Consider the following 23,814-nt stretch of genomic DNA (forward strand, 5'->3'; position numbering starts at 1 on the left):
GGCTTGTTCCTTGATCCCGATCAAGGTTCCGGGCTTCAGTGACAAAGCGAGGAGTTCGCCTGCCGGATACCTTGCCATCACCAGGATAAAGAGGTCCGCGATCGCGAGATCGCCAAGGTCTTGGCCTTGGTGAGCTCGCTTAGCGAGATTTGACGAAAGGGAAGAAATCTCGCAGTCGCCGGCGCAGGATGTAGGACCAGGGCACCTCGGCATCGATCGCCTCGTAGCCGGCTTGCGTCAGCGAGAATTGGACACCGCCGCCATCTACTTCTCTGCGGGTAATGTATTGCATGTTGAGGGCGCGAAAGACCGCCGCATGCAGTTCCTGCGGCCAATAGATTTCGTCTGCCGGCACCCGATAGGCACCAGCCTTGTAAAGCTCCTCAAGCACATTCCTTAAATCACTGGCCAGCATTGAATGTTTATCGGGCGCGGCGCGCGGTTTGGCAATGCGCGCAACACCCAACGGATAGGTCGAGGTCTCCAACGCACGGTCGCGCCGTTAGGCCCCCTCGATCATCGCCCTACCCTTTGGGGGGCCAAGAACGCAGCGCGAGTGGCGGCTCTTACCGATTAAGGTCAGCTGGTGAATTTCGAGTGAGAAACGCGGGCTCATGTAGCCCCCGCGGCTACATCCTTGGCGCCGGCCCTTTCAGGCCACCGCTTTCGGACGCGCCCCGCGGAACAAAGCCCACGGAAAAGCCGAACAGACTACCGATCCTCTGGAGTGTTTCGACGGTTTGATTGGCTTTCCCCGTTTCGATCTCCGCGACCTGCCGCTTGGTAACCCCAGTGAGCGTTGCGAATTGCTCTTGTGTCAGTCCGAGCGATTTACGGATCTCAACCACCCCGTCCGGGAAGCGAAGCTCCCCGGACGCAGCCTTTTCACGAAGGCGGGCGCGGAGCACACTGATCTCCTCCTTCGTCGGTTTCTTCCACCTTGGCATGTCCGGCTCCCCTTACCCTCGGCGTGGTCGTTCACCCGCGCGCGCCGATAACGCTCTTGGCAATGGCGGCCGCGTTTGCATCGCCCGGTCGACGACTTCCTGCGGAATCCCGAATTCGTAGATACGATTGACCACGCCGATCGCTCGCCAAAATCGGAAATCTCATCCAGCAGTCTCTCAGCGATCTCAAGGCTTTCGGGAAATACGGCTCGGCACACCTCGGCCCAGTCTGGCGCCGTGTCGCGGTGCGTGTCCCGCATGGCTGCCCAACGTGTCGATCTCGAGATCCCCTCCACAGCGAGCCGCATCGGAGCGAAGTCGTATAGCGGGGCGATCGACACGCCGCCCAGCGGCCCTTTCGAGATCGCGGTGTTCCGACCGTGATTATCCGGATTTCCGAATGCCTGATTGGCAATGTCGCGCTTCACGTATTCGGCGATGTCACCGTATGGATCGGACGAGTATTTCCGAAGGACATCGATATAGTCCTCATGGTTCGCCAGGTGTCCGTACGCCGCGACGCCGATTGCAGATACCATGCTCTCTCTATCGAACCGTCGCTCCATCCGTGATCTTGCGGTCGAACCGGGGGATCATGAGAACGCCCTCTGTGTATGTCGACGGCTCATGAACTTTGAGGCCGAGTTCACGGGCGATGACAGAGTATCCGGCCTCTGCTTCGAGGATCAACCGGTCACGCTCTTCACGGCTCCTGAGGAGCTTCACGATGACATGACGGACTGCCTCCTCGTCTTGAACGAACGCGTCAGCGTAGTAGAGGCCATCGTTAGCCATCGTCAGCGCAACCTTGGGCCATTCCCCTTGAAGTCCGCTCGAACCCGACGCGATCATTCCGAACCGATCCACGACTTCGATAAACCGTTCGGTCCTGCCGAGGATATCGTCTTCCGTGCTCCTGCTCGCGGACGCGGATGTTTCCGATCGGATGGCCGGCCGCACGCATCAGCAACGGAACGTCCGATGCGCGATCGTCAACACCCAGCCGCATGTGTTCCGCCAGCTTCCGGCGCGCGTGGCCCTGGGGCATTAAGTCCAGTAGAAACGGCGGCCAGGTCGGGAGGTACCGGTTCTCCAAATCGACCGGATATCGGACGGGAAGCGCGCGGCCGTCATGGACCTCTCCGTAGGCGTAGCGGTCTGCCGCGGCGAATGCAATGAAGTAGTCAAGGTCGCACTCGACGACAGAAGGACCGAGATGGCCCCTTTCTTCTTCGAGCAGTGATGCGCGCACTCGGCCGCCAATCTCCCTGCCTCGTGAACCGGTGGAAATGTTGTCAGACTATCTGGGGGCGAGGTACGCCTTCACAACAAGACAGCGGCACCGGAGAGGCAACTACTTTTCAGGTGCAGAAGGGTTCGCTTCCAGCGAATATCCGATCGATCTCACCGTGCGAATGATGTCTGGCCCATGGCGATTCAACGCCCGCCTTTCATTCGAACTCGACACCATTGTGGAGACCTTCGAGGCGTTACTGCGCATTGCACAGATTGACGTCGCGCCACCCCCAAGCTCCCGTGGCATCGGGTCATCCGTTAGGCGTGATGTAGATTTCGGTTGCGCGAAACCGACCATCCTTTCGGTTGCATTGGACGATGACGTCGATCGATACCCTCAGCAAGCTATCGATGTCTTTACGATCCAGATTACGTCCGCCTTCGGATTCCTTCACAAGAAGCGTCAACTGTTGCAAGGCGAGCTTGGCCGAATCGGCATGAACGGTGGTGATCGATCCCGGATGACCGGAATTGACGTTGCGGATGTAGTAGAATGCCGTGCCATCGCGCAGTTCCTGCAGCAGAATTCGGTCCGGCCGCATCCGGAGACAGGATTCTAGTAGGTCCTTTGGGCCTGCACCCGAGAGTCCTTGAGCACCCTTCGAATAGAAAAGGCGTACGTGGTTGGGCTGCGGAATAGCCAGTTCGGGAGTGTCCTCGATCGAAATGATCCGCTCATGATTTGGAATATGCTTGATCAATGCTTTCGACAGTGTCGTCTTGGCTGATCCGGTTGCACCGGAGATGATGATGTTCTTTCGAGCGATGACGGCTTCGCGCAGAAACTCCTTGAAGCGGCCGGCACGGTATAGCGCCAGTAAATCCTGGTCCTGCGTCGCGGTGCCGTCGCTGGCCGCTCGCGTCTCGGAGAAAAAGTCTCTCTCCTCCAGGTCGTCGAGCGTGAACGTTACCGAGGATGGCTTTCGGATGGTGATGCTGACGGTGTTCCTGGTGGTCGCGGGCGGAATGACGATCTGGATTCGTTCGTCCCCCGGCAGGGTTGCCGACAGGATCGGTCGCGTTTCATCGATGGATTGATGGGAGAAACTCGCCACGGCACGGGCAAGGCGCAGCAACTTTTCGAAGGATAGCGCCGGCAGATCATGGGTCCGCCAACCACTGGCGCCTTCTGTCAGCACCTGCCCGGGCCGATTGACGATCACTTCGTAGAGCGACTTGTCATTCAGGAACGGCGCGAACGGAGACAGCAGCTCACGAACGACCGCTGCGTCAGGGCCTTCGATCATCACCCCCTGCCCTACTTCGTCACGAGAGTCGACTGCGGGCTGAAATCCCTCAGCGCCGCCCGGTCGAGGACCTTGTTCCGAGGTTCGGTCACGCGCAGCCTATAGACACCGGAGAAATCGAGATCACGCGCCACGAAGATCGAGACGAGTTCGCCCTGGTGTTTGTTGAGCGTCGGAGGAATGTTGATTGATTGCTCGACAGCGATTGCGGCCGCCTGCTGGCCGGCGCTTGTCGTGTTCTCAGCGTCGAGGTCACTGTCTTGCAACCGGCTGCTGGCATAGCGCGCGGCGTCGCCGACGATGGAAAGGAGAAGCGCACTTCCAAACCGCTCCCACCAATGCGTGTCGACATAGCCGTCCACGCCCGCCCGGCCGAGCGCATCGGTCGCCGGCGAGGCCAAGGTGACGATGACGCCGTTCGGGGTTTTCGCGCGGTTCCAGAGCACGAAAAGGCGCTTCTGCCCACGCTGAAGGCCGCCACGATACTCGCCGAGAACTTGAGTGCCTTTTTCCATAAGCACGACGCGGCCGTTGTCCGAGAGGACATCACGGGCGATCACGCAGCTCGTGAAGCCGGGCTGATCAGATGCTAGTGCAGTTTCCAGAATGCACGGTATTGAGGTCCCCATCGTAACAATGAAGTTCCGATTGCCGAGGGTGCCGGCGCGCGAGCCCTCAAGCCCGGTCGGCCGTAGCAGCTCGTTGAACCGCTGCTCGTCGGCGTTGGCCGAGTTCTGGCCCATCATGCTTCCATCTTGCGGCACGAAATTGCTGTCCCCGGGCATGGCCGGATCCGCAGTGTCGCGGTGCGACGTCGTGTTCTTCTGCCCGCCGCTGAAGGCCATGACGGGTGCCCGGCGCGCCGAGTCGAGCAGCGGATCTTCCTCCTTCACCTCCTCGGGCGCGACAGGGGTCGGCAGCTTCACTTCCGGCACTTGCTGAACCGGCTGCACCTTTTCCTTGGCCGGCTCGAAATTCGTCGTCTGCCGGATGACAACCCGCTCCGGTCTCGTTGTGTCCGGCGGCGTCTTCTCGCCACTCATCGACCACAGGGCGAAGGCGACAAAGGCAATAACGGTCAGCGCAACCGCGCCGCGCTTCAGGACGGGATTGCTATCGACCCTGCCGGGAACCGTCTCGGCACGCTCGCCCGGTATCCGGCTTTCGTCTTCCTGAACCATGAAAGCCTCCTATGGCGCTGAGCCGGAGTCCGTCCGAACGACGCGTTCGACCGACGGCGACGTCGTGTTGGTATCAGGATTGATGCCCACCCGATCATAGGCCTCATTGAAGACGCAGAGCACGTCCTGTCCCCTCCGCAGGATGAACTTCCGGCTAATCGCGTGAACCACGACCAGGTTGCCGTCGACGGAATTGGGCACCAGGCTCTCGCTACCGTCCGAGTTCTCGATGTAGATGGCCGGCATTTCCTGGTTGCCAACGAAGGAAAAGGTCGTGACCTTGCCATTGTCGTAGACCGATTGCGGCTCTACCGCCTGAGAACCTTGCGCCGAGTAACGCCAGTTTCGCGGACCGTAGGCTTCGTGCATGGCCAGAACATTGTCGACTTGCTGCGCCCGTGCAGCGCTGGCGCGCGCCGCCACGGCCTGACGGCGCCGTTCAACCTCGTCGGCCGGGTAGCGGTATTTGACGTAAAAGTATGCTCCCTTCCCTACCTCTACCGCACCATCCCGCACTGTTAGTTCCATCTGGTAGCTCCGCGTCGAGCCGTCACGCCGGGTGGTCACGGCAGACAGATTTGTGACTGGCTGATTTTCCCGTGGTTTGAGAAACAGGATATTGCCCGCCGGTGCGACCTCCCAAGCCACACTATTGCCGAGCGCAACATGCGCTATCTCTTCGTCGGCCGCGAACTCGACCTGCACCGAAGAACGCAATGAACCGATGATGCGAGTGATGTTGTAGGGCTGGTAATCAACAAAACGAACACGGTTGTCCTGCGACGCCCCGCGAGGGATTTCGAGGGCAAGCGCCATGTTGGCGGCAGCCGTCAGAAAGAAAGTGAGGGTTGCGATATTCCGCATCAGTTGATGGCCTCCGGATCGGCCCGGTATTCGCTGACGGCGAAACCGAGCGGGTTTATAAGCCGGTCGGTCGATGACATCGGCGCGTTCATATAAGAGAAAGTGACCGTTGCGACCCAATGCGTCGTCCGGACCTCCTCCCCGCGGGTGATGGTGCGCATGTAGCGGACGGATACGACATGCGGATTGATCAGTGAGATCGAGGCGATGTTGATGCGCGAAGTGGCGCCGCGACCATAGGTGTTCTGCGGCGACTCCGGATTGCTACCGCGATAGAGCGCCGAGAACCGTGCTTGCTCCGGCGGGGTCGACAGCAAGGCTGCGGTGCGGAAATTCTCCTCCGCCTCGCTCCAGACGTAACCCTCCCGCGCGCGGACGTATTTCGCGGCGAAGTACTTGGTCACGGCCTCGTCATAGGTGCCGGCCGTCGATGTCAGCGCCGAGATGACGTCGACGATGCCAGTCGAATTGTCGACCCGCACCACAAATGGCTCGACCGTTTTCAGCGGCGTCAGACCCGCGACGGCGAAGATTGATGCGCCAGAAAGGACGCCGGCCACGATGGCGATGGACCAGGCGATGCGCGCCGAGCGCTCGACCTGGATCATGCGTTCCTGGTCAAAACGTCGCGCCTTGTCGAAGTATGACTTGAGTTCATCGTGCGAAAGCATGGCGTCATCCTTCGCAAGGACGATAGGAAGCGCTGGAGCCGTATTGGGCAAAGGCCGGCGGCTCCTTCCCTTCGTTGGCATGGGCAGCCACCAAACGTGACGAGATTACATGCTGCGCATCGGCGGCGTGTTCCTGCTTGATACCCTTGTTGTCCTCCCATTGCCATATCGTGCGATTGAGCGGCCGGCGCGAATAGCCGTCGCATTTCGGAAGCGAATAGTTCATGGATGCGCATGCGCTTAAGATCACGGCCATGCACAAGAGCGGAAGAGTTCTATTCATTGGAAAGTCGCCTATCTGCAAATATCATCATGATCCGGCACTCTTCGACCTGAACCTCCGCCCGACCGCGCGAATACCGCGGCCGGCGGCACCGAAACTATGCGAAGCCGCCCAGGCGAGCGTGCTCTCATGCGCGTCGCGGGCCGCGCCGTAGCCGTAGGTCAACGACGCGCCGCCGGCGGCAAGCGCCGACGCGATGTTGGGAAGCTGGTAGAAGACATAGAGGGCGGCGAGGCAGATCGCGCAGAGCGCCGTTGGACGCATCAGTACGTCGCTATATCCTTGAATTGCCGTGAAGGTCGCGTCTATGCAGGTGATCAGCAGTGAACCGACGGCGACGACTAGGACCTGGAGGATCACGAAGCTTGCAAGCTGTCCCAGCCAGGCCTCGGTGAAGCGCCGCGTCGCCTGGAACATGGCGAGTGCTACGAAGATCGGCCCAATCGCGAGCACGATGGCGAGTGCCAGCCGGGCATAAAGCGAGACGATATAGCCGATCGCCGCAACAATGAAGCTTGCGCCGATGGCCATTATGCCCCCAATGCCGGTCACGATATCGACCGGCCAGGAGCCGCGGGCCCAGATCTCCTTAGCAGACGCGTGGCCCTTGTCGAGCAAGTTGTCGAAGGTCGACGCACTTGGGGCTGCTCCCGTGTTCAGCGCCTGCGATATCTCCCGTGGCAACACGTCGAAGAAGATGTTTGCGACATAGGTTTGGTACTCGCTGCCGTTTTTCACCAGCACGACGATGATGGCGAGCTTGATCGCTCGATAGGCGAAGTCAAGGATAGGCTCTTGGACCGAACCGCGGAGCACGAGGTAACCATAGAGCACAACATAGAGCGTAATCGCTGCAGTCAGAGGGCCCGAGATCCACTCGGAAACGTTTGCGGTCCCGTCGGAAATAAAGGTCTCCAGCGGTGACTTGAACTGCTCGTCGACGAAGGCGAACACCTGATACACGCCTCAACCTCCAAGTGCCCTTCACATCCGTTTAAGACGGGCCTTGAAGTCTGCGGCCGCAGCGTTTTGGCAATTCGGCGTATTGCCTAATTCACCAGGGTTGTTGCGGCACGTCGCGATGATTTCGGATAGCAGAGACTCATCTGCAAGGAGTTCATCGACGGTGTAGGTTCGCTCGGCTTGCTCGGAGCAGCTGACCAATAGGGCAGCGAAAAGAACGACATACCTCTTCATTGCAGTGCCGCCCCCATTGCGTCCAAGCGTCGGCGCCAATCTTCCGCCTTGCGCTGCTCGTCAAGCTGGGCCTGGGCCTGCTGCACCATCCGCAGGGCCTCCATGCGCAGTATATCAGTCTGGAGGAAGGCCGTTTCAGCCTGAAGTCGCGCCTGAAGGTCGGCAATGTCCTTGGCGTCACCCGCCGTCGAAATCTTCTCTCGCAGTTGGTCAATGCCCCCAACGCGCTTAGCCGCTGCGTCGTAGATATGCTGCGCTAGGCTCATCTGCCCGGCATTCTTGTTCTGGATGCGCGAAAGTTCCTGCGCGTAAAAGTCATCTGCGTTGGTCCGATAGGCCGAATTCCCGTCAAGGAATTTTGAGGCCGTATCACCGAACACGCCCGTGCCATTGCCCTTGAATAGCCCCTCGATGGCGTCAAAATCCTGAGGCAGTGCCTTTCGGACGGCAGGATCGTTCAAGACGGCGGCAACGTCCGCCATGTCGGTGATCTTGTTGAGCGAGCCGTAGAGCTTCTGCGCCTGCTCGATCTGCTGGTTGAGCGCATCGAGCTGGGCTTTCAGTTGCGCAATGCTCTCAAGGTGCTTGGCGATCGCGGTTCGGTCGATCACCGGGATTCCTTGTCCGGCTGCCGTGCCGTCGGAAAGGATGAGCGCGGCGGCTATCGCCGCGCCGTGAATTCGATTGAATGTCATTAGCTCATACTCCTTCTTTGCTGAAAAATCGGAAGCCAATCCGCAAGCCGGTCGCCAACTTCTGCGCGGATGGCATCGGCGAGTTCGACATTCGCGGTACGGCCGGAGAGGATGGCGAGCTCATCGTCGAAACCGGCGAGGTTCAGTTCGGCGACGACGCTGTTATGCCCTTGCTTCAATATGAATCGGCGGCTCTCAACGGAGAGCTCGCGTGCGATGAGTTCGAATTCTCGCTCGGTGAGTTTGAAGCCGTCGACATAGTCGGCGTGGTTGCCGCGAGCATTCGGGAGGAAGATCTGCGTCGGGCATTGCTCGATGATCGTGTGTGCGATCGGTGATACGATCGCATCGCGAGGACTTTGGGTAGCAAAAAGCATGAGGCCGTTCTGCTTACGGATCGTCTTGAGCTTGTTCTGGGCAAGGTCGCGAAACCCTTCGTCCTGAAGTGCTTTCCAGAACTCATCGATGACGATGATGATGCGCCTGCCATCGATCAGTTGCTCGACTCGATGGAAGAGATAGGCCATCAGGGGCGTGCGGATTTCTTCGTTATCGAGGAAGTCGGTCATGTCATAGCCGACGAACTTGCCGCTGGCGCCGAAATCGTCGATGCCAATGTGATCAACGATGTTATCGAAGACCCAACCAAGCGGACCTCCTCTTTCCCAACGACGCAACCGAGCCGCGATCCCTTCCGGATCAGTGTTGTTCAAGAAGGTCCTCAGCGCGCCAATTGTGCGACGCTCGACCGGCAAGTCGGCAAGGCCATCAATTGCGGAGGCGATGTCGCGGAGTTCGGTCACAGTAATTTCCCGTATCGCCGAGCCGACAAGCCTGCCGACCCAGCGCGTGAGGAACACCTTGTTCTCCGGCGTCAGTTCAAGTGCCTTCAGGGGAGCGCAGCCGGTCGGGACACCATTCTTGAGCGACAGATAGGTGCCGCCGGCGGCGCGCACGTAGAGATCGGCTCCCCTGTCCTTGTCGAAGAACACCACATGAGGGTCATGCTTCTCCAGCTGCGACAGCATGAAGTTCAAAAGCACGGTTTTGCCGGTACCGGACGGTCCGCAGACGAAGGTGTTGCCGAGGTCGCCATAATGAAAATTGAAGTAGTACGGTGACCCCGACGCCGTCTTGAGAAGGGCGACGGCGGGTCCCCATTCATTGCTGTCCTTCTGACCGATCGGGTAGGAGTGAAATGGCGCGAGCGCCGCGAAGTTGCGGGACGTGATCGCGCCAGACCGGGCGCGATAGCGAAAGTTGCCTGGCAACTGCGCCCACCAGGCAGCCTCAAGGCCGAGATCCTCACGCGCAAGAACTGCGCCACCACTGGTCAGACTGGCGCGTGCCTTGGCGAGATTGTCGGTCAGTTCCTTCACCGACCGAGCAAAGACGGCAAGCGTCAGGTGGTGTTCGCCAAGTACGAACCGATTGGACTCCAGACCGTCCATCGCTTCGTCGAGCTCCTCGATCTGCGAGAACGCCTTGTCGCCGCTGCTGACCATCTGGTTCTGCTTGCGGCCCATGATGACGCGGGCGTCCGCCTTCGACACGAAGGAGAAGGATTGCGCCAGAACAACTTCGAAAGGACTGGTGAGCACGCTGTCCAGCATGCCGGTCCGGGTGCGGGCCGGATATTCCTTGAAACTCAGCATGCCGGCAAAGCGACTTTCGGCCTCGTGGCGAATCTCGATCGTCTCGCGGCCGAAGATGACCCGGTCGGAGTAGATGACCGAGGCGATGCGCCCCTCCGTCAGTGGAACCGGCTCTCGCCGGCCGCCGACGAGCTGGTGCAGCACCTCGCTCGGCTCCGAGAAGATCAGGCCCTCATGCTCGTAGAGCGATAGGACGCGGGGATCGAAGCGTTTCAACGCCGCCGTGACGTCGCAGACCTTGTCTCGAAGCTGCTTGAGTGCCTCCTCATCCAGTTCGACACCCGCCCGATGGGACCGCCGCAGGCGCGACAAGAGCGCGGCTGCCTTGTCGGCCGGGTCGCGTGCCGGAGACCAATGGATCGTAAGATAGAGATCGTTGCGGAACAGATCCTCGCCCACCATGCGCTCGCGGTATTTGTCGTTCAGCGCGGTAGAGAAGGCGGTCGCGAAAGTGCCCACGGGATAGTCGCCATTCCGGCGGCGAATAAGATGGGTCCACAAGGCGAGCCGCTCGTCTGCGATGTTCCGATAGAGCGTGTTGAGGTCGCGATGGAGAGCATTCAGGTCGAGGACGTCCGCCGTCTCGAAGGAGACCCCCTCTAGCGCGATCATCACCATCAGTGCCCGGGAATCGAGCGCGATTGTCGACTCGTCGACGTGGCGGACGTAGGGGATGAAGGTCTCAGGACCGAGTTCGCGAGATCTGAGTGTGGCGAGGTTAGGCAAGTCCGAGGTCCCTTTCGTCGTATTTGCGGGCGAGCTTTAGCGGTGCAAGCGTCGCTCCGCCCCAATAGCCGCTGTTGCGGGACCGGCCGCGTGTCTCCACCCAGGCCAGCAAGATGCGGAACATGTTGTGGTCGTGTTTGACGAGTGCGCTGAACAGCAGATGGAAGACGACGCCGACGAGCGCATAGGCGACCGAGCCTGTGACGATGTAGAGAGTGGTCGTCAGCATAATATTCACGCCCATGGCTTCCATCGTCACGCCAGCGATCATCGCCGGCCGAGTGCAGGCGATGAACAGCGTGTCTTCCTCAAGGATTGGCCGCGAACTCGCCATGGGGTCAGCTTCCGACGATGGTGTTCACGAGTTCGGTAGCGCCGAAGATGCCGCCGATGCCGATGATCCAGAACCCTGCGCGCCTCAGATCCATGTAGCCGAACATCCAGGCAATGCAGATCACAATCACCGCGATGACGGCGAGCAATTTGGCGATGTTGCCGGTCAGCATGTCGACGATGTTTTGCAGCACGGTCTCGATGCCGGCGGCCTGTGCGAAGGCGGGCTCGACCATGGTTGCCACAATGACCGCTGCCATGACAGCGGATGCGGCGTTCGGTCGGATACGGGAACTGATGGTCATTCACTTTGCTCCATTTGGCTGTTCTGAAACACGAGGACGGAGGACCTCCGTCTCGCACTGAAAACATCCCAAGGCGGCACCGACACCGTTTGATTAGCTTGGGCCTCGTCCTTGCGGGCATCGACGATCGCCTGGACAAGAGGCGCTTCAATCCGCCCCCTCTCCTGCCCGCCATCTCCGATCATGAGAGTCGTGATGGTTCTGGCGAGCCGGCTTCTTTCGCGTCGGACCTGCTCGTCGTACTTGACCATTGTGCCGATGGAGGGATCGCCTCGTCCGTAGTAGGACTGCAGCATCACCTGTTCGGCCCGGGTCGGGTCCGCCCCGGCTCTCACCGCCAGCCGGTAATATCCGTCCAGCAGCGTCGCCGTGGCGCGAACGTTGAGGCATGGGTCGAAGGCGTCAGAAATCGAGAGCTTCAGCGTCCGGAGTTCTTCCATGCCGATGCCGCCGAGACCGAGCTGGATGTCCTGCCGACCGGCTACCAATGACGTGGCGATTTCGATCGCCTCCACCTTGGTAGTGGGCTGCTCCGAAAGCGGTGCGCCGCTGTTGAACCGGATGGCGAAGGGTTCGAGCCGGCTTTCAAGGGTGACAATGGCGGCGAGTGTCTCGGCTGCAACCATGGGCGCGCACGTTTGCGCCAGTTCGAGGAAGGCAACAGGCATGTCAGTACCACACTCGTTGCTTGCCAACACCGTCAATGGTCACGTCGATGTAATGGGGTTGCGGTCGGACGTTCGGTCGCGTCGTCACATAGCGTTGGCACCGCGTCCGGCCGTCTCTCTGCCGCCACGCTGCCGACGAGGTGACCCGACCATCGTTGGAATAGCATTCAGCGTTCGAGACAGGCTGGGGCGTGGTCGAGACACAGTTCGCTTCGAGCCCGCGATCTCCATACCGCGTTGCCAGGCGATAACCGTCATTGCAGTAATAGGGGTCAAATCGGGGACGCGAGGCCTGGAACCCAATGCCGCTGCAGGTGGGAAACGAGCGCCCTTTTGCAAGCGCGCGCCAGAGCTTGTGGATTGGGGGCCGGCACTCCGCATATTGCGTCGGACCGTTCGGATTGGATAGGCACAGGATAACTTGGCAACCCCATTCAGCCGCTCGCGCTTTACTGTCGAAAACAAGACAGAATGGCGCTAGACTGGCTGCAGCGACCAATGCCCGTGTAAGAGACATATTCATGACCACCACCCTTCACTGACCCGATAGAGTGCAATCCTAACAAGCGGCGCAATTTCGCGACGCGTTTTACAATCATATATATGACAGTTTAAAAAATGACAAGCGCACTCAATGCTCATTGGCAGAGCCAGCTGTTTTCGGCCTACGCTTTGCAAGAAGTTTTCGACAAACCGGTTGAGGGAGAAACGCCGCAATCGCGTTTGAAGCAGGTCGGGATGATGACGGTGCTCTATATGATGCATCAAAACCACGAGAAGCTAACGCTTTCAAATATATGCCAAATTACCGGGCTGACACGCAATGCGGTGGCCGAGTCGATTGATCCTCTCATTGAGCGAGGCATCTTGACCGAAACGATTGTGAAGAACTCGATGGGACGAGGAACTGCGAGGCAGTTTGAGTTCTGCCCGGACGTTTTCGATCGCCTAAGATTAAGCCCGGAGCAGCGAAAACCTGAAACGTAGTGGATTTTTTGCGACACTAACAACGGCAGCGGCGTGGGGATAGTCGGGGCAAGCCTTGGTCTCTGACCACTCGAAGGGCGTAAGCACCGTCAATTCGCGTATGCACCGGACTTCTTCGAGAAGCTTCGTGGCACCCAAGAGGGCGTAGTTTGGCCCCTAGACTTCAAATCGCCCTGCCAGATCTGCTTTTCGCGGTCGCTGGACGAAAGCCTGCACCGCGATATTCACTTACTGAAGCAGATTGCCAAAGAGGGGATGCACTCTTCACCTGGCCGTACGCCGCAGCGCTTCCAGTAGCGGTCGCAGTTTGTGCTTGCGCCGGTGCTGCTCGACGAGCCCATCAAGGTGCGCAAGCCACTCGTCGGACCGTCCGCAAACCTTATGGGCGCGCGCGGCAACGCCGAGCCACTGCGCGGCCCTCTCGTAGCGACTTGATCTTCCTTCAGACATGATCGGATCGGCCATGCGGCATGCAAGGACAATCGCCCAATCGGGGTGACCCACCAATGCCCTTTCAGCAAGCCGAGCCAGCGTCTGGTCACGCGAACTGAAGAAACGGGTTTCATCCAGGTTAATGCCAGCAACGGCCTCGGCGACCAAGTCCTCGTCGAGCAGGATTTCGATCCGCTCATGGGCGTAAGGTGCCGCCATCAGCGCCGCGAGCAGCATCTCGCGCAATTTCGGCCAGTCCAACGGAGTGGCAAGTTTCTCTGCCATGCGGAAATCGTCACGTGCAAGGCTCTCTTCGAAGGCTACGCGCGCTGCCCTGAGCATCATATCCCGGTTGCCCGCCTCATGCGCCGCCTGGCGCAGCCAACGTGCCAGCAATGCCCTGCCCGTCCTGTGACGCCAATTTTCTTCACCTTCGCCGAGCCCCGCTCGCGACAGGCCCCATGCACCGAGGTCGATCGCCGTTTCGAAGTGGCCGACAGCAGCGACGGGTTCGGCAAGCCGCAAGAGGTCACCATGCGATTTCAGCCGCACATGGGCTAGCGCGACCGCCTCGTCGACACGCCCCGCCTGCGCAAGCTTCACAGCATGGTCGCAATGGAACCCCGCGGCACGGGAAAGGTTGAGGAAATGCTCACTACGTCCCATAGCTTCGAGCGCGGCAAGTCTCGCCCGCGTCAGATCGTCATCGAGCGGATCACTACCTCCCCCAGGCGGCCAGCTCTGCCCAAGCCCTGCGGGCGTCGCACGAAGGCCTGGCTCGTCCCAACCCTGCATGCAAGCTGCAATGGCGGTAGAAAAGGCATCATCGGCGCCAAATTCAGCGAGTTCGCCCTGCCAGCCGGTCAATTCGTCGGCGAGGTCATCGCGCTCCTCCGCTGAGATTTCATCCATGAGCGCGGCTTGAGCGATCAGTTTATCAAGCCGAGGAAAGAACTCGTGCAGGGTTTCGTCCCAATCGGCGTTCTCCGGCCAGTATGCGGTCAACCCTGAGGCCACGGGCTTCAAGATCGCTAATGCATCGGCGGCGCGCCCCTCGGCAAGAAAGGGTTCAGCCTCATCGATCAGTTGTTCGAGCGCCGCCTCATCGATAGCCGCAGATTTATCCCAACCGTGCCGATGGCGCACGGAACCGCTCTCAGAGAAGAGCGCTTCGGCGCGACGACGAAACGGCACAGGGTCGAGCAGCGTGCTCGCCTCATCAGCCACCGAAACCGCGAACCTGGTATCGAGCCAAAGGGCAAAGTCCTCGTCTCTCTCGGCGTGTTCGAGCACAAACGCCTCGAGCCGTTCACGCGAAATCGTCCGTATTTGCTCCGCGCGCTTGTTCTCCGCCTGCTTCATCCGTACTCCCCGGAGAATTGACTTCTCGCCGACGATGCGTTGGTTTCAAATCAGCTTTAGCTTCGTCGCCAGCGCCGTCGCCTGCGGAAGCGAGTAGGCATTGAGCTTCCTGCACGCATTATTCATGTGAAAATTGACGTTCCAGTAAGTCATGTTCTCGATGTCGGCGATTACACTCATCGACTTACCCTCAGATGCCCACTTGAGCATAAGCGCTTGTTTGGCGGTTAGGCCGATGTTGGGCTTTGCTGTGGGTTCAATTTCTGTCTGCTCGATCCGCACATGAAGCTGAGCGACCGCCGTCGCGGCTGCAACCGGATCGATATCCCGTTTGAGCGAGAGGGAAGGCTGGTGCGAGGCAACTGTCAGCATTGCCATACGTCTGAACGCAGTAGCGACCGGAATGGTGATGCCCGACCGAATGCCGAAACCGGCGGCATCCAAATAAAACTGCCGAACACGCGTCGATCTCACTGTCCTTGAATTTTCGGAAGACCAAGTGAACGCTTTCATCGTGGCCCTTGCAATGTGGATCACGGGGTCAATCTCGTTGAAGCCCTTTGAGAAATACCAATCCTGCCAGTCGGGATGGTAATTCGACACAGCAAACGTTCCGACGGGTTGAAGATTAAGGTAGGCGTAATACTCGAATCCGAGTTCTTCAGCGAGTTCGGTGAGCGCTTCGTTGAACATCTCCTTGGTGCGCGCCACGGTGGAAACATCGGTTAGCTTCTGAAACCAGCTCTTCACCTTCTCCTCCTTTTTTGCCCTCTCGTCGTACTGAAGCAATGCCCGGCCCAGCAACATTCTGGACCTTTCGTCGGTGGCCAATAGCCATAGACCGGCGTGCGAAGCAGCCGGCGAGCTGTGCTCCTGCCTCAACTCGCCTTCAATATGAAGGTCCGAGGACCGCCGTCGCCAACCTCTGGCCGCCTAAGTTGCCACTTACCTATCTACTCGCTATGCGCCGGCAGACGGCGCTTGGTGTTGTTTCTTCCGGAATGGTCGCCCACAGCTTTAAGCGATTTTGATGCCGCTGCCAGCGTGCGGGCAATCTCTACAATCTCTTCACGGTTTGCGGTCGGATCCTCCCTGTTCCAGGCAAGCCCCATGCCGATCGTGAAATCCACCCCCTTCACTTCCCGAAGGCGAAACGACTGGTGGGGCAAATCCCTGGTCCATTCCGGCACGAAACCCACGCCAATCCCGGCCGCGACCAGCGAAACCAAGGAGAGTGTGTCGTCGCAACTACAGGCGACCTGATCGAGAAGGCCAAATTTTCTGAACTGCTCGAAGAAGTACTTTTCCGTGTAAGATAGATTTGAGCGGGAAAAGGAGATGATCCGCTCCCGTTTCAGATCGTTCATTGTGACAGTTTCCGCCGTCTCAAGCCGGCTGCCAAGGGGCACCGCAAGAAGATATCGCTCGTTGGCGATGCTCTGCCAACGCAGCGATCCGATGTTTTCGACTGGCCGGATGAAGCCAAGGTTGATACGACCCTTCTCCAGGTCGCGGATGATTGCATCCGTGGAACCGCTGCTCACGTGAATCTGGATATCGGGAAATCGCTTGCCGAGCTTGCTTAGAAAGAGCGGCAGCACACCGAAGGTCGCTGGGTATATGGTTCCAATCGTGATCCGATCGACATTCTTGCCTGCAACCGCCCGGACGATCGCTGAACTGCTTTCAATTTCCCGCAGAACACTGATGCACCGCTCGTAAAAAACTTCGCCGGGTTTTGTCAGTTGAACACGGCGCGTCGAGCGAATGAGAAGCTGCACGCCAAGCTCCCTTTCCAGCGCCTGGATCTGCAAGCTGAGGGCAGGTTGCGCCATAGACAGCGTTGCCGCGGCGCGGCCGAAATGAAGCTCCTCAGCCAGCGTCGCAAAACATCTCATCTGACGGAGTTCCATTCCCGGTCCTCTGTATCCGCGCCAATCAATCTACAAGCCGGTAGATCATTCATTAATTTCCACCCTATATCAATATGCTGTTTTTTTATAATCCAGTGCCCATGAATTTCGGTAGTAGACGGCGAGTCGTCTTTATCCTATCGGTTGAATATGAAAACGAGCCTCGAACATCTTCCCGAAAAGAAGCAGCGCGAGCTTGCCCGCGCCGTGGAGATCATTCACGAGGAGTTTGCCGATGCGCTCGAGGGAAGTTCGGCCGACTTCAAGAAGCGCGGCCGGATCCTGAAGATTATCCTGTTCGGTTCCTACGCCCGCGGAACGTGGGTCGATGAACCGCATACGATGAAGGGTTACCGCTCCGACTACGACATCCTCGTCATCGTCAATTCGAAGAAGCTCGCCGAACCGGAGTACTGGGACAAGGCGACCGACCGGCTGATATGGGACAAAAGCGTCTCGACGCCGGTTGGGCTGATCGTCCATGGCGCCCGGGAGGTGAACAACTTCCTTGCGGACGGACAATATTTCTTCGTCGACATCGTGCGCGAAGGCATCTCGCTTTACGAACTCGACGATCGGCCACTAGCAGAACCGCGTCCACGGACGCCGGCGGATGCTTTTCGGTTTGCCAAAGAACACTTCGATGATCGCCTGCCCCAGGCCAAAACGTTTGCTGATGGCGCCGAGATTTTTGTCAGCCGGAGGAGACTCAAGGAAGCAGCGTTTTTGCTGCATCAGTCAATAGAGCAGGCCTATTCAGGGCTGCTGCTCGTCCTTACGAACTATAGTCCGCCTTCGCACAACCTCAAATTTCTCCGAGGCCTCGCTGAGGATCGCGACCGGCGGCTTATCGAAGCTTGGCCCCGCGACCAGCACCGCTTTACCGCCTGGTACAACATTCTCAACGAAGCCTATGTGAAGGCCCGCTACTCCAAGCACTTTGATATCACCGAGGAAGGGCTCGACTGGCTTATCGAACGGACGGAGCATCTTCTCCGGCTTGTTGAGACGGTCTGTAACGAGCGGCTGGAGGAGCTAGAGCGGGCCTCAGCGTAACTCCGTCAGCGTAACTCCACACACCTACATCTCAGCAAGGCATGCGGTTAAGAATGAGCGTACGGCGTGATCAATAGGTTGCACCGCTTGAATACGCGCTAGACCGTGTGGCAGACGTCATTGACATTGCCGATGCCCGCCAAATTGGGCCGGCCATAATGATGGTGATCCTGACAAACGTCTTCGTTCGTTGTTGCAGAATGCCTCATTTAGCCATCCGCTTGGTGCACTGATTGCTCTGCTTTATGCAGGCAATCTCCGCCGTCGAGCATTCAGCAACGCCGTTTAAGACCACACAATGCGAGCATTGGTCGGTGAATTCCAAGCAATCCGGATTTGCCTTGATGAAGTCCTGCAGGCTGGCATCCTCGGTCGGTCGCGGTTCGGGAACAGCATCTTCAATGGGCGTGTCCGCCGCTTGAGAAGTCGTCAGTCCCGCCATGGTCATCGCCAGGCAAAGCGCGACACGAAGGCTGAAACGCTTCATCCCTTACTCCTCCTCAGCGCAAATACTGACGCTGCGTGAAACGCCTCTCCAGCGGGAACGGCGCAGTTTCAGAAAGTGCCGTCACAATGGCCGTCACGCAAGCGACGTTCCGCCGCCCTCATCCCAGTTCGTTGCGGATCGCCCGCATGAAAACCTTGGCGCCGATGCCGATCAAGCCATCGGGGAAATCATAGTCCGGATTGTGCAGCCGCGCATGGTTCTCGCCAGCGCCGAGGAAAAACATCGCAGCAGGCGCCACGCGCCCGAAAAGCCCGAAATCTTCCGAACCCTTCATCGGCAGCACGCCCTCGCGGCGGTCATGGCTGACGCCCTCCTCGTCCATGGCGCGCGCGAGCGCGGCGACGGCGACCTCCGCATTGCTGCACTGGTGGAACACATCCTCATAGCCGATCGCAACCTTCAGCCCCGCGGCCTCCGCCGCCTTCGCAACCAGCGCCTCGGCGCGCGCCACGAGATCGGCCATGCGCGCGTCGGTCAGCGTCCTGAGCGTCGCCCAGATCTCGGCATGGCCAGGGCTGATTCCGAAGGCCGCCTCGCCGAGCCGCGCATGCGTAACTGTCACCAGCGTGTAGTTCTCATCAAGCGGCCCGTTGTTGCCGAGCGCCGTCAGACCGGAAAGCAGCAACGCGACGGCAAAGGTCGGCGCGATGCCGTCCTCGGTGTCGAGGCATGCGCCGTCTTGCCCGAAAGCGAAATCCGCATGCCGCGCGAGGCGCAATTGACCGGGCCGGAACGAAGTGCGGCATGGCCGAGGCCGATGCCCGGAAAATTATGCAGCGACAGGACCAGGTCCGGCTTGATGTCAGCAAATTTCGGGTCGGCAAGCACGGCTGCCGCCCCGGCGCCGTTTTCCTCTGCCGGCTGGAACATCAGGATAGCCCGGCCTTTCGCCGGCCGCTTGCGCCCCAGTCCCTTGGCAAGCGCCATCAGGATCGTCATGTGCCCGTCATGGCCGCAGAGATGCCCCTTGCCTGTGATCTCCGAGCGGTGCGCGACGTCCGAGATCTCCTCGATCGGCAGCCCGTCGAGTTCGGCGCGCACTATCACCGTCGGCCCTGGCTCGGGCCCTTCATAGATCGCAGCCACCCCGTGCCCGCCAAGGCCGGTGATGACAGCATCTGGCTTCGTCTCAGCCAAGGCAGCAAAGATCGTCTCCGCCGTCTCCCGCTCCTCGCCCGAGACCTCCGGCCGCCGATGCAGCTCACGCCTGAAGGCCGTCAACGCCTCAAGTTCACGGTCGATCAGAAACATTCGCGCCCCACAGGTTCTTTATCCGGATAGGAGGTCCAGTTTCCGGCTACGGCTCACACGTCTGGACAACGCACGATCCTGGACCCTTCAAAAGTCTCCCAACCATGATCTTAGACCATCTCCGCTATCGAAAGAGAAGAGCGAAAGACTTCCGGGGGCATGGCTGCAGCGCATGGACTTCAGCGCCTTCTTCCCAAGTGCGGCGCCGATCGCACTGGAACTTTTTCGCCCCAGTTGCAGTCAGGAAACTGGTTGCCGGAAAGAGCGTCCAAAGTACGCACGGCTTTCAGAGATTTCTTCAAGTAAGTGAAGCCCCAAAACTGGGGAGTTGAATTGCCTTTTTGCGCGGAATTGGACACGAGACGTCTTGCGCCAGGCTGCTTAGAGCTTGTCACTCCGGCCGCGTCATTTCCGGTTGAATGGCCCACCACACCCAATTGCTGCGACCTCCAACTTCCCCTACATTGACCAAGTGGTAAAAAAGACGCGCGCCAAACGCGCAATCAATCAGAGGGGAACTCAATGCGCAGCAATTCCTTCAACTTTGCCATTTCCAGAAGAACCCTGATCAAAGCTGCCGGCGCTTCCACCGTGGTGGCAGCGGCCGGTCTGCCGAGCCGTCTGCTCGCTGCGGACCCGATAAAGGTGGCAGCCATCTACACCGTTCCGGTCGAGCAGCAGTGGGTCAGCCGTATCCACAAGGCGGCCAATGCAGCCAAGGAACGCGGCGACATCGAATATGTCTATTCGGAAAACACCGCAAACAACGATTACGAGCGCGTCATGCGTGAGTATTGCGAGGCGGGTCACAAGTTGATCCTGGGCGAGGTATTCGGCGTCGAGGATGCTGCCCGCGCGGTGGCCAAAGACTATCCGGATGTCGCCTTCCTGATGGGCTCGAGCTTCAAGCCCGATGCCGCCGTTCCGAACTTCTCGGTTTTCGACAACTATATCCAGGACGCATCCTATCTATCCGGCCTCGTCGCCGGCGCAATGACCAAGTCCAAGAACATCGGCATGGTGGGAGGCTATCCGATCCCAGAGGTCAATCGGCTGATGAATGCATTCATGGCCGGCGTGAAGGAAGTGGCCCCGGAAACCAAATTCCAGGTAGCCTTCATCGGCTCATGGTTCGATCCGCCAAAGGCCAAAGAGACCGCATTCGCCCAGATCGATGGGGGTGCGGACTTGCTCTATGCCGAACGTTTCGGCGTGTCCGACGCCGCCAAAGAGAAGAAGGTGTTGGCCATCGGCAATGTTATCGATACCCAGGCGGACTACCCGGACACCGTTGTCGCCTCCGCACTGTGGCATTTCGAACCGACACTCGACAAAGCGATCAGCGAAGTGAAGGCAGGCGCGTTCAAGGCTGACGACTACGGCATCTATTCCTTCATGAAGAACGGCGGCTGTTCACTGGCGCCTCTTGGCACCTTCGACAGCAAGGTTCCGGATGCCATCAAGGCCAAGGTCGCGCAGAAGGAAAAAATGATCAAGGACGGTTCGTTTACCGTCGAGATCAACGACGTCGAGCCGAAGTCGACCTAACCACTTCCTCGCGTTCATCGGAGTGGTCGGCAGTGCCGGACGAGGAATTACCCCTCGCCTTCAGCGACCATTCTCTACTTGGACGGGAAGGGAAGCCCCCAACAACTCCGGTCGCCGATGTGTCTAGCAAACCCGCACTTCGTCTTTCTCGCATTAGCAAGCGTTTCGGCCCGCTCAGGGCCAACGACGCCATTTCCTTCGACCTCAAGCAGAGCGAAGTCATCGCACTTCTCGGGGAGAACGGTGCCGGCAAGACGACTCTGATGAACATTCTCTTCGGCCACTATGTCGCCGACGAGGGAACTATCGAGGCCTTTGGCAAGCCGCTTCCACCGGGAGATCCGCGTGCAGCCATTGACGCCGGCATTGGCATGGTCCACCAGCACTTCACCCTCGCCGACAACATGACCGTACTGGAAAACATCGCGCTTGGTACGCAGAGCCTTTGGCGCCTGCGGCTTGACCGGGCCGCAGCGCGACGTCGCATCGCGCAATTGTCCGCTGATTTTGGCCTCGCCGTTGATCCCGCGGCTACCATATCCAGCCTTTCGGTCGGCGAACGTCAGCGCGTCGAGATCCTGAAGGCCCTTTATCGCGAGGGCCGCATCCTGATCCTGGACGAACCGACGGCCGTTTTAACCCCCGCCGAGACTGAGGTACTGTTCCGGACGCTGAAGCTGCTCGTCGCCAAGGGCCTGTCGATAATCTTTATCTCTCACAAATTAAATGAAGTCATGGCTGTCAGCGATCGCGTGCTGGTTCTGCGTTCCGGCCAGCTCGTCGGCGAGCGCGAAACAGGTACGACCGATCGCAAAGAACTGGCAGCTCTCATGGTAGGCCAGGAGGTCAAGCCAGCGAAGGTCAGCCCGCTGAGACTGGGAGCACCGCTGCTGGCACTCGAACAGGTCTCCGCAACGCCGTACAATGGCGCGGGGCTCGACCAAGTGTCGCTCACGCTTACAGCCGGAGAAATCACCGGCGTTGCCGGTGTTGCCGGCAACGGTCAGGCTGTCCTTGCTGCCCTCATCGCCGGCACACGGCGCCCAACCGGCGGCAGCATTTCCATCGCAGGGCAGCAAGTCTCCGACTGGTCGCCACGCGCGGCGCTCGCCTATGGCGTGGCCCGCGTACCGGAAGACCGCCACGCCGTCGGCAGCATCGGCGACATGAGCGTGACGGAGAATGTCATCGCCGAACGCTACCGAAGCCCTCGGTTCAGCCACATGGGCTTCCTGAACTGGAAGGCCGCCGGACGCTTTGCCGAGAAACTCATTGCCGACTACGACGTCAAATGCCCTTCGCCCGAAGCACGCATACGCCTACTCTCAGGCGGCAACATGCAGAAGCTCATCCTCGGCCGCGCCCTTGATGGCGACCCGGCGGTCATCCTGGCAAGTCAGCCAACACGCGGCCTCGATGTCGGCGCCGTCGCCTACGTTCACCGCATGCTGCTCTCAGCGCGAGATCGGGGTGCCGCGATATTGCTCATTTCGGAAGACCTCGAGGAAGTCCTGGCATTGTCCGACCGCATCTTCGTTATGTTCAAGGGGCGCCTTTCCACGCCCTCTGCAAGGGGCGAACGCAGCATTCGGGAACTGGGGGAACTGATGGCAGGCCACAGCGGGGAGCGCGGTGATCATGCGGCTTGAACCGAAACCCGCGCCGTCCTTGGCGATCACCTTGCTGTTTCCGCTGGCGGCCATAGGCACCACGCTGGTGCTGACGTCGATACTGGTTCTCGCCGCCGGCGCTTCCCCACTGTCCGTCTTCTATCTTGTGGCGAAGGGGGCGGCCGGCTCACAGTTCGCCTTCTTGGAGACCTTGACCCGGGCGACGCCACTCATCTTCACGGGTTTGGCGATCGCCGTCGCCTTTCGGGCAAAGCTCTGGAACATCGGCGCAGAAGCCCAACTCTACATCGGTGGCGTCGTCACCGTAGCGCTGGGAACCGGCGCACTACCCCTGCCTTCGGTCGTTCTCATCCCGGTAATCATGGTCGCCGTCATGGCCGCAGGCGCGTTGCTTCTGCTCGGCCCAGCCGTGCTGAAGACGCGTTTCGGCGTCGACGAGGTGGTCACCACGTTGCTGCTCAACTTCATCGTCCTGCTGTTCGTATCCATGCTACTCGAAGGTATACTCAAGGATCCGATGGGGCTCGGCTGGCCGCAATCGCAGAAGGTCATAGCCGAAGCACAACTGCCGCGCCTTATCCAGGGCAAGCGCCTGCACTATGGCTTCGTCATCGCCCTCGTTTCGGCCGTCCTCATTTGGGTCGTTATGAAAAAGACGGTTCTCGGCTACGAGATGCGCGCCGTCGGCCTCAATCCCGAGGGCGCTCGTTTTGTTGGCATTCTGGTCGACCGCACTCTGATGAAGACGGCGTTGCTTTCGGGGGGATTGGCCGCTCTTGCGGGTTTTTCCGAAGTCTCTGGGCTCAAGGGCAACCTGACGCTCGACCTGTCGCCGGGCTACGGCTACACCGGCATCGTCGTCGCCATGCTGGCCATGCTGAATCCGCTCGGTGTCATCGCCTCGGCCATCTTCGTCGCCGGCATCTTCGTCGGCGCCGATGCCATGAGCCGAGCGGCCAAGGTGCCGAGTTACATAGCCGACGTCATGGTCGCGACCTCGCTACTGACCATGGTTGTCGCGATCCTTCTGACGCGATTCCGGATCAGGTGGAGGTGAC

At 59.6% G+C, this 23,814-nt stretch carries 26 protein-coding genes and 1 pseudogene; 5 read left to right on the plus strand and 22 right to left on the minus strand.

All coding sequences use genetic code 11. From position 1 onward, the window contains the following. Positions 1-139: 139 nt before the first annotated feature. The 17 genes from LAC81_RS34375 to LAC81_RS34455 form a co-directional block, all read right to left on the minus strand. Complete coding sequence (locus LAC81_RS34375; RefSeq protein ID WP_223729029.1) at positions 140-487, minus strand: hypothetical protein; 348 nt, start codon at positions 485-487, stop codon at positions 140-142. Between the two features lie 142 nt (positions 488-629). After that, the gene (locus tag LAC81_RS34380) at positions 630-908 is read right to left on the minus strand and encodes a helix-turn-helix transcriptional regulator (protein WP_223729030.1); all 279 of its coding nucleotides are present in this window, start codon (positions 906-908) and stop codon (positions 630-632) included. Next, positions 818-1,513: a HipA domain-containing protein gene (locus LAC81_RS34385; RefSeq protein WP_223729031.1), complete on the minus strand. Its 696-nt coding sequence runs from the start codon at positions 1,511-1,513 to the stop codon at positions 818-820. Before LAC81_RS34385 ends, LAC81_RS34380 begins: the two co-directional genes overlap by 91 nt. Beyond that, positions 1,494-1,799 carry a HipA domain-containing protein gene (locus LAC81_RS34390; protein WP_223729032.1) on the minus strand — a complete coding sequence of 102 codons (306 nt, stop codon included), beginning with the start codon at positions 1,797-1,799 and terminating at the stop codon, positions 1,494-1,496. Before LAC81_RS34390 ends, LAC81_RS34385 begins: the two co-directional genes overlap by 20 nt. Positions 1,800-2,494: 695 nt before the next feature. Beyond that, entirely contained in the window at positions 2,495-3,490 is a 996-nt protein-coding gene (virB11, locus tag LAC81_RS34395) for a P-type DNA transfer ATPase VirB11 (protein ID WP_223729033.1), read from the minus strand. A gap of 11 nt (positions 3,491-3,501) precedes the next feature. Then, entirely contained in the window at positions 3,502-4,671 is a 1,170-nt protein-coding gene (gene virB10, locus LAC81_RS34400) for a type IV secretion system protein VirB10 (RefSeq protein ID WP_223729034.1), read from the minus strand. A gap of 9 nt (positions 4,672-4,680) precedes the next feature. Then, positions 4,681-5,535: a P-type conjugative transfer protein VirB9 gene (gene virB9 / locus LAC81_RS34405; RefSeq protein WP_223729035.1), complete on the minus strand. Its 855-nt coding sequence runs from the start codon at positions 5,533-5,535 to the stop codon at positions 4,681-4,683. Beyond that, positions 5,535-6,206, minus strand: a complete 672-nt coding sequence (locus tag LAC81_RS34410) for a virB8 family protein (RefSeq protein ID WP_223729036.1) — start codon at positions 6,204-6,206, stop codon at positions 5,535-5,537. The genes virB9 and LAC81_RS34410 overlap by 1 nt, the downstream gene beginning before the upstream one ends. A 4-nt stretch (positions 6,207-6,210) precedes the next feature. After that, positions 6,211-6,432 (minus strand): hypothetical protein, encoded by a 222-nt coding sequence (locus LAC81_RS34415; RefSeq protein ID WP_223729037.1) that lies wholly within the window; start codon positions 6,430-6,432, stop codon positions 6,211-6,213. Between the two features lie 84 nt (positions 6,433-6,516). Next, positions 6,517-7,452, minus strand: coding sequence for a type IV secretion system protein (locus LAC81_RS34420; RefSeq protein ID WP_223729038.1), 936 nt, complete (start codon positions 7,450-7,452; stop codon positions 6,517-6,519). Between the two features lie 21 nt (positions 7,453-7,473). Then, positions 7,474-7,686: an EexN family lipoprotein gene (locus LAC81_RS34425; RefSeq protein ID WP_223729039.1), complete on the minus strand. Its 213-nt coding sequence runs from the start codon at positions 7,684-7,686 to the stop codon at positions 7,474-7,476. After that, on the minus strand, positions 7,683-8,381 hold the full coding sequence (virB5, locus tag LAC81_RS34430) for a P-type DNA transfer protein VirB5 (protein WP_223730410.1): 699 nt from the start codon (positions 8,379-8,381) through the stop codon (positions 7,683-7,685). Before virB5 ends, LAC81_RS34425 begins: the two co-directional genes overlap by 4 nt. After that, entirely contained in the window at positions 8,381-10,762 is a 2,382-nt protein-coding gene (locus LAC81_RS34435) for a VirB4 family type IV secretion/conjugal transfer ATPase (protein WP_223729040.1), read from the minus strand. Before LAC81_RS34435 ends, virB5 begins: the two co-directional genes overlap by 1 nt. Beyond that, the gene (locus LAC81_RS34440) at positions 10,755-11,096 is read right to left on the minus strand and encodes a type IV secretion system protein VirB3 (protein WP_223729041.1); all 342 of its coding nucleotides are present in this window, start codon (positions 11,094-11,096) and stop codon (positions 10,755-10,757) included. The genes LAC81_RS34435 and LAC81_RS34440 overlap by 8 nt, the downstream gene beginning before the upstream one ends. 4 nt (positions 11,097-11,100) lie before the next feature. Beyond that, positions 11,101-11,400, minus strand: coding sequence for a TrbC/VirB2 family protein (locus LAC81_RS34445; RefSeq protein ID WP_223729042.1), 300 nt, complete (start codon positions 11,398-11,400; stop codon positions 11,101-11,103). Then, entirely contained in the window at positions 11,397-12,068 is a 672-nt protein-coding gene (locus LAC81_RS34450) for a lytic transglycosylase domain-containing protein (protein ID WP_223729043.1), read from the minus strand. The genes LAC81_RS34445 and LAC81_RS34450 overlap by 4 nt, the downstream gene beginning before the upstream one ends. A 1-nt stretch (position 12,069) precedes the next feature. Continuing rightward, positions 12,070-12,591: a hypothetical protein gene (locus tag LAC81_RS34455; RefSeq protein WP_223729044.1), complete on the minus strand. Its 522-nt coding sequence runs from the start codon at positions 12,589-12,591 to the stop codon at positions 12,070-12,072. A gap of 95 nt (positions 12,592-12,686) precedes the next feature. Here LAC81_RS34455 and LAC81_RS34460 point away from each other — a divergent pair, with 95 nt between their 5' ends. Further along, positions 12,687-13,055 (plus strand): MarR family transcriptional regulator, encoded by a 369-nt coding sequence (locus LAC81_RS34460; protein WP_223729045.1) that lies wholly within the window; start codon positions 12,687-12,689, stop codon positions 13,053-13,055. A 264-nt stretch (positions 13,056-13,319) separates the two neighbouring features. Here LAC81_RS34460 and LAC81_RS34465 read toward each other — a convergent pair whose 3' ends face one another. From LAC81_RS34465 to LAC81_RS34475, 3 genes are all read right to left on the minus strand, one after another. Continuing rightward, entirely contained in the window at positions 13,320-14,849 is a 1,530-nt protein-coding gene (locus LAC81_RS34465) for a hypothetical protein (RefSeq protein ID WP_223729046.1), read from the minus strand. 45 nt (positions 14,850-14,894) lie between these two features. Continuing rightward, positions 14,895-15,599 carry an autoinducer-binding transcriptional regulator TraR gene (traR, locus tag LAC81_RS34470; RefSeq protein WP_223729047.1) on the minus strand — a complete coding sequence of 235 codons (705 nt, stop codon included), beginning with the start codon at positions 15,597-15,599 and terminating at the stop codon, positions 14,895-14,897. Between the two features lie 203 nt (positions 15,600-15,802). Further along, entirely contained in the window at positions 15,803-16,762 is a 960-nt protein-coding gene (locus LAC81_RS34475) for a LysR family transcriptional regulator (protein ID WP_223729048.1), read from the minus strand. A 150-nt stretch (positions 16,763-16,912) separates the two neighbouring features. Between LAC81_RS34475 and LAC81_RS34480 the strand changes: the two genes are divergently transcribed. Continuing rightward, complete coding sequence (locus tag LAC81_RS34480) at positions 16,913-17,818, plus strand: nucleotidyltransferase and HEPN domain-containing protein (RefSeq protein WP_223729049.1); 906 nt, start codon at positions 16,913-16,915, stop codon at positions 17,816-17,818. Positions 17,819-18,023: 205 nt separating this feature from the next. Here LAC81_RS34480 and LAC81_RS34485 read toward each other — a convergent pair whose 3' ends face one another. Together LAC81_RS34485 and LAC81_RS34490 are read right to left on the minus strand one after the other, a co-directional pair. Continuing rightward, a complete protein-coding gene (locus LAC81_RS34485; RefSeq protein ID WP_223729050.1) occupies positions 18,024-18,305 on the minus strand; it encodes a hypothetical protein in 282 nt (93 codons plus the stop codon). A 118-nt stretch (positions 18,306-18,423) separates the two neighbouring features. Beyond that, positions 18,424-19,577: pseudogene (locus LAC81_RS34490) on the minus strand (amidohydrolase). Positions 19,578-20,099: 522 nt separating this feature from the next. On the opposite strand from LAC81_RS34490, the gene LAC81_RS34495 reads away from it, so the two are divergent. The 3 genes from LAC81_RS34495 (at position 20,100) to LAC81_RS34505 (ending at position 23,813) form a co-directional block, all read left to right on the plus strand. Then, positions 20,100-21,125: a BMP family protein gene (locus LAC81_RS34495; protein WP_223729051.1), complete on the plus strand. Its 1,026-nt coding sequence runs from the start codon at positions 20,100-20,102 to the stop codon at positions 21,123-21,125. Between the two features lie 119 nt (positions 21,126-21,244). Further along, the gene (locus LAC81_RS34500; RefSeq protein WP_223729052.1) at positions 21,245-22,774 is read left to right on the plus strand and encodes an ABC transporter ATP-binding protein; all 1,530 of its coding nucleotides are present in this window, start codon (positions 21,245-21,247) and stop codon (positions 22,772-22,774) included. Then, positions 22,764-23,813: an ABC transporter permease gene (locus tag LAC81_RS34505; protein ID WP_223729053.1), complete on the plus strand. Its 1,050-nt coding sequence runs from the start codon at positions 22,764-22,766 to the stop codon at positions 23,811-23,813. Before LAC81_RS34500 ends, LAC81_RS34505 begins: the two co-directional genes overlap by 11 nt. Position 23,814: the final 1 nt, after the last annotated feature.

The sequence above is a fragment of the Ensifer adhaerens genome, from assembly GCF_020035535.1.
Taxonomy (GTDB): Bacteria; Pseudomonadota; Alphaproteobacteria; order Rhizobiales; family Rhizobiaceae; genus Ensifer.